The 13,270-nt window shown below is 44.5% G+C and carries 14 protein-coding genes; 4 read left to right on the top strand and 10 right to left on the bottom strand.

Annotated elements, in window-relative coordinates; all coding sequences use genetic code 11:
* Positions 1-12: 12 nt before the first annotated feature.
* Positions 13-312, top strand: a complete 300-nt coding sequence (locus BJP37_RS07965; RefSeq protein WP_075897825.1) for a 30S ribosomal protein PSRP-3 — start codon at positions 13-15, stop codon at positions 310-312.
* 269 nt (positions 313-581) lie between these two features.
* Here the strand turns inward: BJP37_RS07965 and atpC are convergent, their stop codons facing one another.
* Positions 582-992: an ATP synthase F1 subunit epsilon gene (gene atpC, locus BJP37_RS07960; protein ID WP_075897823.1), complete on the bottom strand. Its 411-nt coding sequence runs from the start codon at positions 990-992 to the stop codon at positions 582-584.
* A 274-nt stretch (positions 993-1,266) separates the two neighbouring features.
* On the opposite strand from atpC, the gene BJP37_RS43390 reads away from it, so the two are divergent.
* The gene (locus BJP37_RS43390) at positions 1,267-1,398 is read left to right on the top strand and encodes a hypothetical protein (protein ID WP_269086969.1); all 132 of its coding nucleotides are present in this window, start codon (positions 1,267-1,269) and stop codon (positions 1,396-1,398) included.
* Here the strand turns inward: BJP37_RS43390 and atpD are convergent.
* The 8 genes from atpD to BJP37_RS07925 all read right to left on the bottom strand — a co-directional run bounded on the left by atpD (position 1,387) and on the right by BJP37_RS07925 (position 8,539).
* Complete coding sequence (gene atpD / locus BJP37_RS07955) at positions 1,387-2,835, bottom strand: F0F1 ATP synthase subunit beta (RefSeq protein ID WP_075897821.1); 1,449 nt, start codon at positions 2,833-2,835, stop codon at positions 1,387-1,389. The genes BJP37_RS43390 and atpD overlap by 12 nt on opposite strands.
* Positions 2,836-3,104: 269 nt before the next feature.
* Complete coding sequence (locus tag BJP37_RS40855) at positions 3,105-3,755, bottom strand: RNA-guided endonuclease InsQ/TnpB family protein (RefSeq protein WP_229415240.1); 651 nt, start codon at positions 3,753-3,755, stop codon at positions 3,105-3,107.
* The gene (locus BJP37_RS42305) at positions 3,721-4,398 is read right to left on the bottom strand and encodes a hypothetical protein (protein ID WP_229415239.1); all 678 of its coding nucleotides are present in this window, start codon (positions 4,396-4,398) and stop codon (positions 3,721-3,723) included. Before BJP37_RS42305 ends, BJP37_RS40855 begins: the two co-directional genes overlap by 35 nt.
* Positions 4,358-4,963 carry an IS607 family transposase gene (locus tag BJP37_RS07945; protein WP_075897819.1) on the bottom strand — a complete coding sequence of 202 codons (606 nt, stop codon included), beginning with the start codon at positions 4,961-4,963 and terminating at the stop codon, positions 4,358-4,360. Before BJP37_RS07945 ends, BJP37_RS42305 begins: the two co-directional genes overlap by 41 nt.
* Positions 4,964-5,032: 69 nt before the next feature.
* Positions 5,033-5,365 (bottom strand): cell division topological specificity factor MinE, encoded by a 333-nt coding sequence (gene minE / locus BJP37_RS07940; protein ID WP_075897817.1) that lies wholly within the window; start codon positions 5,363-5,365, stop codon positions 5,033-5,035.
* Positions 5,366-5,440: 75 nt separating this feature from the next.
* Positions 5,441-6,235 carry a septum site-determining protein MinD gene (gene minD / locus BJP37_RS07935; protein WP_075897815.1) on the bottom strand — a complete coding sequence of 265 codons (795 nt, stop codon included), beginning with the start codon at positions 6,233-6,235 and terminating at the stop codon, positions 5,441-5,443.
* Complete coding sequence (gene minC / locus BJP37_RS07930) at positions 6,232-7,026, bottom strand: septum site-determining protein MinC (protein ID WP_070396550.1); 795 nt, start codon at positions 7,024-7,026, stop codon at positions 6,232-6,234. Before minC ends, minD begins: the two co-directional genes overlap by 4 nt.
* A 190-nt stretch (positions 7,027-7,216) precedes the next feature.
* Positions 7,217-8,539 (bottom strand): four-carbon acid sugar kinase family protein, encoded by a 1,323-nt coding sequence (locus BJP37_RS07925; protein WP_075897813.1) that lies wholly within the window; start codon positions 8,537-8,539, stop codon positions 7,217-7,219.
* Between the two features lie 516 nt (positions 8,540-9,055).
* Here BJP37_RS07925 and lysS point away from each other — a divergent pair.
* Both lysS and BJP37_RS07915 read left to right on the top strand, forming a co-directional pair.
* A complete protein-coding gene (gene lysS / locus BJP37_RS07920; RefSeq protein ID WP_198953980.1) occupies positions 9,056-10,774 on the top strand; it encodes a lysine--tRNA ligase in 1,719 nt (572 codons plus the stop codon).
* Between the two features lie 333 nt (positions 10,775-11,107).
* Positions 11,108-12,742, top strand: coding sequence for an alpha-D-glucose phosphate-specific phosphoglucomutase (locus BJP37_RS07915; protein ID WP_075897811.1), 1,635 nt, complete (start codon positions 11,108-11,110; stop codon positions 12,740-12,742).
* Positions 12,743-12,969: 227 nt separating this feature from the next.
* Here the strand turns inward: BJP37_RS07915 and BJP37_RS35905 are convergent, their stop codons facing one another.
* Positions 12,970-13,239, bottom strand: coding sequence for a hypothetical protein (locus BJP37_RS35905; RefSeq protein ID WP_143727511.1), 270 nt, complete (start codon positions 13,237-13,239; stop codon positions 12,970-12,972).
* Between the last annotated feature and the right edge of the window lie 31 nt (positions 13,240-13,270).

Genomic DNA, 13,270 nt, shown 5'->3' with positions numbered 1-13,270 from the left:
AGGGAGGCCTGATTGTCAAAATTTCTATTAAAAGTTCTCTGGCTAGATGAGAATGTAGCCCTGGCAGTTGATCAAATTGTCGGCAAAGGCACCAGCCCATTAACTTGTTACTTTTTCTGGCCCCGGAACGATGCCTGGGAACAGCTCAAGGATGAGATGGAAGCCAAACACTGGATTACTGAAGCTGATCGCATTGAAATCCTCAACAAAGCCACTGAAGTTATTAACTACTGGCAAGAGGAAGGTAGGCGTAGACCTATGTCTGAGGCTCAGGCTAAGTTCCCGGAAGTCGTTTTTACTGGTAGTGCTTAATCCAGCCTTGCTGATTAATCTAATGATTGAGGGGAATTGGGAATTGACCACTCATCTGACCATAGTTGAGATGATTCCTTAGTTTAACAACTTCCTTAATCGAATTACCTTAATCCAAGTAACAGACTGACCTTGACCAACTCCAGACGCTCCCCTACCCCCCTGTTTCGGGGGGGGTTTGGAGAGCGCGGAGCTTATAGGGTTTAAATCCCTTGCTTACTTCGTTTACGGGGTTATAATTTACCCATGTGTTACTACACCATGTGTTACTACACCATGCCACCAGCAGCTTGAAAGCGAGCACGGGCTTTCTTATAGGCTTGAGTTGCTTGGATTTTTTCTTGGGTATTCTCCTCGCTTTGAAGTTCTTCTAGACGAGCTTTTGCTTCGTTGAACTCAAGACCTGCAGCATCCTTGTCAATTTCATCTTTGGACTCAGCACCATTGACAAGAATCGTCACTTCATTATCTTCAACTTCCACAAATCCACCCATAAGAGCAATTGGTATCCACTCTTTGTCTGAACGAATTCGCATCACACCAGTATCCAGCGCTGATAACAGAGGAGCATGATCACTCAATATCCCAAGCTGACCGGTAGTGCTGGGTAAAATTATTTCCTGTGCTTGGTCATCCCAGACGGTTTTGTCGGGAGCAATAATACGAACAGTTAAAGCCATCAGCAGAATGAATTGTTTTTGTTGGACTTTGGCAGTTTAGCAGGTTGAAAGTTACAGGTTACAGGTTGTTCGCGTAGCGTGGCCTTTTGGCCAAGGTTACAGGTTAACAGGTTAATAGGTTGAAGGTTAGTGGTTAGTGGTTACTGGTTAGTGGTTACTGGTTAGTGGTTACTGGTTAGTGGTTACTGGTTACTAGGTTGCTGTTTAAATACCAAACCTTGGCCTTTCGGCCACGCGATCGCTGAAAGCGGGACTTCGTCCATCGCGTTCAACCTTGATCACCTTCAACCTTCAACCTTCAACCTTCAACCTTCAACCTTCAACCTTGATCACCTTGGCCAAAAGGCCACGCTACGCGAACAACCTTGATAACCTTATTAGCATCAAACCTGACTTAACTCTTTAGTTTTTCAGCTTTAGCGATCGCTTGATCAATACTGCCCACCATGTAGAAGGCTTGCTCGGGAAGGTCATCCAATTCGCCCTTCAGAATCATTTGGAAGCCTTTGATAGTATCATCCAAGCTAACATACTGACCAGGAGAACCAGTGAAGACCTCAGCTACAAAAAACGGCTGAGACAAGAAGCGCTCAATCTTGCGGGCGCGAGCCACCGTTAGTCTGTCATCCTCGGACAATTCATCCAAGCCCAAAATCGCGATAATGTCTTGGAGTTCCTTGTAACGCTGTAGAGTTGCCTGCACAGAACGAGCTGTTCCGTAGTGGTCTTCTCCCACAATGCTCGGTTGCAGCATAGTTGAATTAGAATCGAGGGGGTCCACAGCCGGGTAAATTCCCTTAGATGCTAGGCCACGGGACAACACTGTTGTACCATCTAAGTGAGCAAATGTAGTTGCTGGCGCTGGGTCGGTCAAGTCGTCAGCTGGTACATATACTGCCTGAATGGAAGTAATTGAACCCTCGTTAGTGGAGGTAATCCGTTCTTGCAGAGCACCTACGTCTGTTGCCAGAGTAGGTTGATATCCTACAGCAGAAGGCATTCTTCCCAAAAGAGCAGACACTTCCGAACCTGCTTGTACAAACCTGAAGATGTTATCGATAAACAGCAACACGTCCTGCTTGTTTACATCCCGGAAGTACTCAGCCATGGTCAAAGCTGACAGACCGACCCGCATCCTCGCACCGGGGGGTTCGTTCATCTGACCATAAACTAGGGCAATTTTCGACTCGCTTAAATTATCCGCGTTGATCACGTTGGATTCCATCATTTCGTTGTAGAGGTCGTTCCCTTCACGGGTACGCTCTCCCACACCGCCAAATACTGATACTCCACCGTGTTTCGTGGCGATGTTGTTGATCAACTCCATCATGATCACGGTTTTGCCGACTCCAGCGCCGCCAAAAAGACCAATCTTACCACCACGTCGATAGGGAGTCAGCAGGTCGATTACTTTAATACCGGTCTCGAATACTGAGGGCTTGGTTTCCAGCTCAGTTAACTTGGGAGCAGGCCGGTGAATTGGGAAGCGATCCTCAGATTCTGCCGGTCCTCTGTTATCTACTGGTTCACCCAAGACATTGAAAATCCGTCCTAAGGTAGCCTTGCCGACAGGTACACTAATGGGGGCACCAGTATCAATAACTTCCATACCCCGCACCAGACCGTCTGTACCACTCATGGCAACAGAGCGCACTTGGTTATCCCCGAGAAGCTGCTGCACTTCGCAGGTCACAGCAACATCTTGTCCAGCTTCATTTTTGCCTTCAATTCTCAAGGCATTGTAAATCTGCGGCATTTTGCCGCTGGGAAACTCTACGTCAACAACCGGACCGATAATTTGGGCAATAGCGCCCGTGTTTGTTTGTTCTGCGGTGCCTACCATATTGCGCTTATTTAGTCAAGCTATTGTTACAGATTTTGGAAAACAGTCTTAACATTTAGTAATGCCACTCTCCAGATTACCACTGTTAGGGTTCAACCGTATCAGAATCAGAAGTTGATCCCAAATTAAATATAAACACGACTTTAGCTCCCATCCCTGACGGGGTAACCAGGCGAGCATCCCTTGGTTCATGATCACCTTCAGAGGTGATCCGATAATTAACTCAAGTAATAGGCTCAATTTAAAACAGACACCACACACCCGTTCGCCTAGTCAACTGACCTAATTTGCAGGTAGCTTGTCACTCCTTGAGCTACTAGAGACTTACTGATACTTTTAACCGCGACATCTTCGACATTTAAGACATCTAGTACAACATCACCGACGTGATCGGTAAAGGTGGTATCCCACATCGCCTTGAGGAAAATCCCCACGGCTCCATTGAAATCTCTATGGATTTCATACCCACATTTGGGACATTTAAAATTCTTGGATCCTCCAAGTTTCCTATGGATGTGTCCGCATTTTGTGCAGGTCTTTGAGGTGTATTCCTCAGTTATTCTTACGAGTTTGGAACCGTACCGGTTACACAAATGCCCTAAAGTCTGCGAGAATTGGTAGAATGCCCAACTCATCATCGCGCGAGCAGTTTTACTCCTTAACTTCCTCCTCTTTTTAGCTACCATCTGAGAAGTCTCAAAAGTAGGCAGAACAATAATGTCGTAGTTTCTGGCTAGATAAGACGCTACTTGTTTATGAATCTCAGAACGCAGGTTTTTTATTCTAGTCCGTTGGCGTTCCATGGCTTTCCTGAGCTTGTAACGTAGCCTCTTGAATTTCCTCCCTTTGACTTTGTCATGCTTTGACTTTATTTGGTCGAGATGACTACAAAGCGTGGGCGTACTTGCTAAAATCACCATTTCCGAACTCTAAAAAATCCGAACCATCAAATCCTGTTACGAAAGTGCGGACGCCCGGATCTAAGGCAATAATTTTCTCGGTTATTGTTGGTTCAGTCCTTAGAGGCACAGGGAAGTGAGCAAACCACCTACCTTTGTTGAAGGTCAATTCAGTAGATCCCTTAGTCAGTACACAATAGTTGTGTCCCTTGAATTCTGGTAATGGTAGATGTTTTGTAGACGAAACCATCCAGTGGCCATTTTTATAGGCTGTAGGATCGAACTTTAGAGTAGCGGTTTGATCGCGAATACTCCTAAACCTGGCTAGTTTTCTTCCCCTGTCAGGGTTAAGTTTTCTTTTTTTCCCAATACCAATGTACTGTGGCTGTTTTTTCGTCTCCTTCCAGGCGGTGTAAGCTTCCATTGACGCATTGTCTAAAAGTTTTGATATACCTAGATCAATGCACCATTGAGGAATTAATCCAGAACTTTTTAAAAAAGTCCTAAATCCGTGCTTCCCTCCCTTCTTGGTAGTCTTAACATAGCCTTGTTCTCTGTTTAGATAATCAATAGATATGTTGTAGACCTTTCGAGAGGCGGCAACCCACTTCTTCCAGATCTTCTCAAGTTCCTTTACTGGATAAACTCGGTAACTCGCTGTCATCAAGGATTCGTTTTTTGTACTTCCTGAGTCCATAGAGTCGGCAACTAAAGACGTGGACGATTGCAAGGATATCTTCGACCATTTCCTGTTCTGGGCTGAGGTGCGTTTCGTCGAGAACCAGTATCTTTGTCTCAAATTTGCCGCACAGCCATGAGATAAGATCGAACCCAAAGCGGCAAAGCCGATCTTTGTGGGCAACGACAATAAGCTCGCAAGTGTTGCTGAGAACTCTGTCCAGTAAGGATTGTAGTCCTTTTCTTTTGAAGTTGAGTCCTGACCCGATGTCAAAGATGACTTCACAACCGGGGTAACGAGACTTAAGAAAGCGTACTTGTTGTTCAAGGTCACTCTTTTGAGAGCGGCTTGAAACTCTGGCATATAAGATGATGTCTCTTTTTGGTTTGGCTGGTGGAATAGAGACAACTGAATCCAAGTCGTATCTTCTTTGACCTCCCGGCGTCTTGATCCCTTTGATTTTCCCGGCTTCGAGCCATCTTTCGAGAGTTCTCGTTGAAACTCCAAGTCTTTGAGCAGCGACTCTTGGTGGAACATAGTTGACTGACATCGTTCTCCAAAGAGCTACTCTTTAAGTCTAAGGCAAGATGTCGATTAATGTTACGCTTTGTCAGGAGTTTTATTGATCAGGACTCAACTCTTCTTCTTCGTCTTGAGTGAAGCGTTTGGATTCTTCCTCTAGTAGTTTTTCCTTAACTCGTCGGATGGGTAAATTAGCAATTAGTGCTGTTGCCCGTTGGTTGCTTTCTAAGGAAAACTCTGACCCATCGGGATCAATCTCAACATAGCGAGAGACCACCTCCAGGATGTCTTGCCGCATCGACTCCACCATTTTAGGACTCAGGTCAGAGCGGTCGTGGGCAATTACCAGTTGGAGGCGGCGCTTAGCCTCCTCACGGCTGCTTTGAGCACTCCTCCAGGAAAAAAGTTGTTCTAGAATTTCGATAATCATGGGGCTTTTTGGAGTAGTGAATAATCACACAGGGAGAGAGGGAAGAGGCTCTTTGGCAATTCACAATTTAAAACCTTATCTGAACAGGCGGCGTAAGCGGTTGATTAGGTTGTCGTGTTCTGCCATCAGGTCGAGGAAGGAAATATTTGCACCTTCTAAGCGTGCAGCAATGTTTTCAATGGCAATTCCAGGCAGGGTTTTCTTTTCTGATAAGATTAAGGGTTCACCCTGATTACTGGAGACAATCACCCGTTCGTCATCGGGGATCACACCAATTAGCGGAATAGCAAGAATTTCTTGGACATCTTGAACTGACATCATCTGATCCGCTTTTACCATTGTGGCTTTTAGGCGGTTGACAATTAAGCGGGTCTGCTTGATTCCTTCCGCTTCCAGTAAGCCAATCACTCGGTCAGCATCCCGCACTGAGGTAATCTCTGGTGTAGCAACGATTAGGGCTTCAGTAGCTGCCGTAACCGCATTTTTAAACCCGCTTTCGATTCCTGCTGGACAGTCCACCAAGATGTACTCGTAATTCTTGGCTAACACCCCCAACAACTTTTTCATTTGGTTGGGGTTAACGGCTTCTTTGTTACGACTTTGGGCTGCAGGTAACAGGACTAGCCCTTCTTGCCGTTTGTCTTTGACCAAAGCCTGGTCTAAGCGGCACTGACCTGTTAATACTTCAATAGCCGTGTAGACTACGCGATTTTCTAGTCCCAACAGCAGGTCTAAGTTTCTCAAACCAAAATCTGCATCCACTAAGGCAACTCGACGACCCAGACGAGCTAGGGCTAAACCTAGATTGGCGGTAATGGTAGTTTTACCCACCCCTCCTTTGCCAGAGGTGACAACAATAATTCGACTCATGAATTCAACGACAAGTGGGTTTTAGCAACATCAGCAGCTCTAGCAATACGAATTCCAAGGGAAGTCACGTAAGCTACTTCAGGATAGTACTGAAGTGGCGGTGTCTCCGGTGCCCTAGCTACAGCATCAGCAATCCGCAACTGGGTGGGTTCCATTTTTAATGCCATAATCCGACATTTTCGATTACCATTCGCACCGGCGTGGGCAATGCCTCGTAGATGCCCCCAAACAAATATATCCCCAGCTGCGATCAATGCACCACCAGGGTTCAAGTCTCCTATTATAACAATAGTGCCAGGGTGACGGATCTCTATACCAGAACGCACGGTCATTTGTAAGTACAGAGGTTCTGCGAGTAATTCAGTAGGTTGATCAATCTTTTGATTCAAAGAGTACTTAGGAGTTTCTTGTTCTACTGAGTACCCAGCAGCTGCAGCAGCCACAGCGGTTTGTCGGCGGGTGGTGTAAACTCGCTTTAGCCTTAACTGGACTGCCCCAAGGGCATCAGCGATCGCTTGTAGCTTCATCCCATCCAGCAATTGATCCCCAGCCATCAGATCCACACTGGATTCAGGCTGCCAAAAGCGCTCTCCACCATTGAGGCGATGCTTGAATTGTTCCCATAGGTCCGACCAATTGGCAGTACTAGGGTTTTTAGTGGCTGGTGGCAAGATCAACAACAGCCGTTTCCCCTCACTTTTTAAGCGAACTTGCCCTTGGCAGTTAACTACCGAGTTGCGGTCGTCGGAAACCGTTGAAACTGGTGATGGTTGGGCAGAATCAGAAGTCATGCAACAAGGAGCTAGATTAGTTAACGCACCGAAGATAGATTCTTCCGTGATCATACCTTCTTCAGCAAGTTCTGCTGGATAACTGTTGAGAATTTTAGCTAATGGTGGTGTAGGGCAAAAGGGCAAGATACTTAAATAGTGCTATTGCTCTGTCACCCCAGACCCACACTCGATATCCTGTCAAGCATTATTACTCTCCACTCAATCGACGGTAAACCGTGACCAAGCCATTCACATCTCCCACATTGCCAGGAAATAGCACTACAGGTAAATTAGGAAACTGGGGATGGTCAGCAGAGGTTAGTACCATTGAGCATCCAGGGAGGATCTGACCCAGTAGTCGTGCTGACCTCAAAGCCAGACCAGTACTTAAGACATCATTAGAGGTAATACCCCCTTTACTGATTAAAAACCCAATATCTTTAGGTAATCCCCTCACGATATCCATCAATAAGCCTGAAACTACTGTTCCAAACGCCAGCCGTTTCTGCACATCTTCAAAAACCAATTCCTGACGAGAGGTATAAACCACCGGTGTTTTACCAGCACTGTGAATTTCTTGAACCCGCTCGAGAATACTTGCCAAAAGTTTTGCCCGTTGCTGTTCGGATTCATCTAGTAAATTAGCTACATTTACCTCAATCCCGCCAATCCCAGATCCTCCCAATAGCTGCTCCAGCTGTTGGGTAGTCTTTTTAACGTGGGAACCCACAATCACAACTCCTGGTTTCCCCTCTCGGACATACTGAGCCATATCCATAGCGGCCACGGGTTGGGGGCCAAGACTAGCAAGGGAGGTTAAAATACTAGCAGCAGAGCGAAACAGAAAGCGTTTCCCTTGGCCAGCAGCCTTTAAGACATCTGCCGCAAATTGATCTAAATCCCCTTGGGTTTCCCCATCCACAACGCCACACTGGTTATTGGAAAGTTTGAGAAGGCCCTCCAAGCTACCGTTACGAATATCTGCTAGTAAAAACCGCTCGACCGCATCAGCCTTGATCTGACCTTTGGTCTTTTCTTCGACATAATCGGGTAAATAACTATGGCGATATCCAAATACCGAGTCACGGGCAAACTCCGTTTCATGCACTGGTGTTCTATTACCATCAATGATTAGGTAATGCACACTATCGATAGTGACTCGTCCGCCCTCAAAGAATGCAGGGACTAAGAAATGGGCATCAAATGGTCCGACTTCCTGGGCGATTACATCAGTTTCGACAGGATAATGCCCCCGCAAGGTGGAGTCAGAGCGACTGACTACCATAAAATCTGTAATTCCTTCAGCATCTATGGCCATTTTCAGGTTATGGCAAACTTCCCGAGTCACAGTTGCTGCTTGCTCTGGGTTAAGAGCTCTGGTATTAGTAAGAATAAAAAAGATTGGGGAGTCATCCCTTAGTCCCAGCCGCAATGTATCCACATCCCAGTGCATCAGCAACAAGCAGCTGTGAACAGTCTGGGAGCCAGTCGGGTCATCATCGAGGACAATAATTTTTGGTTTTTTGCTCATTTCCTAAGCCTGTCATTGAAATCAGTTATTTACGATGGTAATCGGGAATGGGTAATCGGGAATAGGTAATTGCTGATTCTGATAGCAATGCTTCTAATGATTAGGACATAAAGCTAAATTAATCGGGATATTTATATAAAATATAATAGCACAATGCCATTCACAAAAAAAACAAAATAACAACAAATTAATAATTTTATTTATTAACTATTTTTAAGGCTGTAAATTTATTTATAATAAACTTTATATTGTCTATTAATACATCTTGCTAATTATTAAAAAAACTATCCATAAATTTATAGTTGATCAGGTCAACAAAATCAGCTATAATTATAAGTATAGACCAGTGGTAACTGATTCTTAATAACTAGTTAGACTTCCCTGATCTTATCCATTACCTAGTTTAACGAGGATGTTAACGTTTAATTTATATAATTGCTATATAATAAGGGTTCACTAAGCAGCAATAATTGACAGTTTATAAACTATTTGTCCACTATATTGTCACTAGAAATTATGTCAGACCAATCTCGTCCAGAACCACAAAGCACTTCAACTCTAGAAGAAATTCGCACCACACGGCTTGAAAAAGTTGAACAACTCAAAGCAGAAGGATTAATTCCCTATGCCTATAATTGGGAATCTACAGCTCAGGCTGCCGAATTGCAGCAAAACTATGCTGACCTAGGCAATGGCGAAGAAGTAGATGTGGAAGTGGCTGTTGCTGGTCGGATTATAGCTCGTCGTGTCTTTGGTAAATTAGCTTTCTTCAACATTCAGGATGAGACTGGTACAATTCAGCTGTACCTGGATAAAAAGAGAATCACTGCTAAAATGGCAGACCTTCCCAATGCTTTCAATATTCTCAAAAAACTCACGGATACTGGAGATATTATTGGAGCAAAGGGAACCGTAAAGCGCACGGAAAAAGGGGAACTTTCGATCTATGTCAAGGAGTATGATATCCTGACTAAATCTCTGTTACCTTTACCAGATAAATGGCATGGTTTGACGGATACAGAAAAGCGCTATCGTCAACGTTATGTTGACCTAATTGTTAATCCTGATGTCCGGGAAACCTTTCGTCGTCGTGCCAAAATTACTGCTTCTATTCGGCACTATTTAAACCAACAGGATTTTATTGAAATTGAAACTCCGGTACTTCAGAGTGAGGCTGGTGGTGCAGATGCGCGTCCTTTTATAACCTACCACAACACTTTACAAATGGACTTGTATCTGCGTATTGCTACGGAGCTGCATCTAAAGCGACTAATTGTTGGTGGTTTTGAAAAGGTGTATGAGTTGGGGCGTGTCTTCCGCAATGAAGGAATTTCGACTCGTCACAATCCGGAATTCACCATGATTGAAATCTATCAGGCTTATGCCGATTATAATCAGATGATGGTGTTGACGGAAAATCTAATCAGTAATGCTGCTAAGGAAGTGTTAGGTACACTAACCATTAACTACCAAGGTGAAGTAATTGATCTAACTCCCCCTTGGCGTAAAGTAACGATGCACGAGTTAGTCAAAGACCAAACTGGTTTAGATTTTGATCAGTTTACCAACATTGAGCAGGCAAAAGCAGCAGCCAAAGATGCTGGTGTGGAGGTTCCAAATGATTGCTATTCTATTGGCAAATTGCTCAATGAAGCCTTTGAGCAGAAGGTAGAAGAAACCTTAATCCAACCGACTTTTGTTCTGGATTATCCTGTGGAAATCTCTCCCCTTACTAAACCCCATCGCTCAAAATCAGGTTTAGTGGAACGGTTTGAATTGTTTATAGTGGGAAGAGAAACAGCAAACAGTTATTCTGAGTTAACTGATCCTATAGATCAACGGCAACGACTAGAAGCACAAGCAGCCAAGAAAGCAGCAGGAGATTTGGAAGCTCAAGATGTTGATGAAGACTTTCTGGCTGCCCTGGAGTATGGTATGCCTCCCACTGGTGGTTTAGGTATTGGTATTGACCGTTTAGTGATGCTACTGACTAATTCACCGAGTATTCGGGATGTGATTGCTTTCCCATTGCTGAAAAGTACCAGTGCTGTGATTAAATCCTTCGACTACGATGTAGACAAAAAAATTCTTCGGCTTGAATTTAATAATGGTAGTATCTACAAGTATCGGGATGTACCAGAGGAGATCTACAATGGTTTGAAAGATAATCCTTCTATCGGTCAGTATTTTAATACCCATATCCGCGAAAAATATGGCTTCGACCGAGAAATTTAGTGTCAGGATTCAGCCCAAGGCTCATTAGCTATAACCTAGTGACTTGCTGTTGGATTATAAGTTTAGCGGTCAGATGAAAATTTAGTTCTTAATCAGCGATTAGCTAACCCTGTGCAAAGCTAATCGCTTGTAGGTTAGATAGATTAAAGTAAAGCATTGACAAATAAACAAAAATGTGCGTAGGTAAGGATTGATAGTGCGTTCGTGCTTTGCTAGACCAGGGATCACTAAATTCACGAGTCATTTATCAAAGACTTTTGAATTTTTCATTAACAATGAACAGGTAACAGTTAACAATAAAGAATTAGCAGTAAAACCTGTAGCTAGCTTGTAATGAACATACGCACTGTCTCTACTAAGCCCTTTACAGACCAAAAGCCCGGTACTTCCGGACTCCGTAAGTCGGTCACCGTTTTTCAGGAGCCCCATTACCTAGAAAACTTTATCCAGTCTATCTTTGACTCCCTAGAAGGCTGTGAAGGTCAAACCCTAGTTGTAGGGGGTGATGGTCGCTACTACAATCGGCAAGCAATTCAGACTATTCTCAAAATGGCAGCCGCCAATGGGTTAGGTCGGTTGTTAGTCGGTTGTGGTGGTATTCTGTCTACCCCAGCAGCGTCTTGTGTTATTCGCAAGCATAAGGCATTAGGTGGCATTATCCTCTCGGCTAGCCACAATCCTGGGGGTCCAAAGGGTGACTTCGGTGTCAAGTATAACACCAGTAATGGTGGACCAGCACCGGAAAAGGTGACGGAAGCTATCTATGCTCGGAGTAAAGTCATCGATAGTTACAAAATCCTAGACGCTGCGGATGTGAATCTAGACCGACCAGGTGCATTTACTCTGGGAACCTTGAGCGTTGAAGTGATTGACCCAGTTGAGCCTTATACTCAATTGATGGAGTCCCTATTTGACTTTGACCGCATTCACCAGCTACTAACCTCTGGAAAATTCCGGATGTGTATGGATTCATTACATGCGGTAACTGGTCCCTATGCCCATGCTATTTTTGAACAACGCCTAGGGGCACCAGAAGGTACAGTACTTAATGGTATACCGTTAGAAGATTTTGGCGGTGGTCATCCTGACCCCAATTTAGTCTATGCTAAGGACTTGGTGGATATTCTCTATGGTGATAATGCCCCGGATTTTGGGGCTGCTTCTGATGGAGATGGCGATCGCAATATGATCCTGGGAAACTCGTTCTTCGTTACTCCCAGTGATAGCATAGCTGTGTTAACCGCCAATGCCCATCTGGTACCTGGTTATAGTCAAGGTTTAGCAGGGGTAGCCCGTTCCATGCCCACCAGTGCTGCTGTAGACCGAGTGGCGGCTCAGTTGGGTATTGATTGCTATGAGACCCCAACAGGTTGGAAGTTTTTTGGCAATTTATTGGATGCAGGTAAAGCCACTTTGTGCGGTGAAGAAAGTTTTGGCACTGGTTCTAACCATGTACGGGAAAAAGATGGACTTTGGGCAGTGCTATTCTGGCTCAATATCCTGGCAGTGCGGGGTGAATCAGTGGAGCAGATTGTCCGTAGCCACTGGCAAACCTATGGTCGTAATTTCTATTCCCGCCATGACTATGAAGAGGTAGATGGGGGACGAGCTCAGGAACTGATGGAGCGTTTGCGTTCAAGTGTGCCAGACCTGAAAGGACAGCAATTTGGTTCTTACCAGGTAGAGTATGGTGATGACTTTAGTTACACAGACCCAGTAGATGGGAGCATCAGCCAAAAGCAGGGGATTCGGATTGGCTTTACTGATGGCTCTCGGATTATATTCCGCCTATCTGGTACTGGCACAAAAGGGGCAACTCTACGCCTCTATTTAGAGAGCTATGAGCCAGATTCCACTAAGCATGACGTGGATACTCAACAAGCATTGGAACCACTGATTTCCCTTGCCCATGAGATTGCCCAGATTCGGAAGTTTACAGAACGGGAGGTTCCCACTGTAATTACCTAAGGTTTTGATGGTAACGTTTGCCTTTAAAGTTTGAAGGGAAATCCTCAAACCCAGTTAAACAAAGCAACACGGGTAATAGGTAATAGGTAATTAGTAATAGGTACAACCCCGACCAGTTACCTATTACCTATTATCCGTAACCAATGAATAACTGTCTCGGTCATAGTGGATAGCCTAGATTTCAATAGCCACATATTTTTATTCCTCTAAAAATTTTCATCATTGTTTCATGTAGCTGATCTCAACAGATATAGCAATCCTAAATTAATTGAGATAATTTTGATGCGATATTCCCTACTCCCGTATTGATGCAGTCGCTCATGGGGGAAACCCCCAAGACCGTAATGGTGCGCTTTCCGTAGGCGAATTAAATAATTCGCCACGGGTCGCACCTCTGCATTGCTACTCCCTGTTCCCTGTTCCCTGTTCCCTGTTCCCTTTGCTATAGTTTTTGGATATTTCCTCAAGTAAAGAGATAGCTGGCTACATTTCAACATTATTTATTGTCAATTAGTTAATTTTATTACT

The organism is Moorena bouillonii PNG (genome assembly GCF_001942495.1).
In the GTDB taxonomy this organism is placed as follows: Bacteria; Cyanobacteriota; Cyanobacteriia; order Cyanobacteriales; family Coleofasciculaceae; genus Moorena; species Moorena bouillonii.
Note: the sequence above shows the minus strand (reverse complement) of the source record. Positions and strands in the feature narration are given on the sequence as shown.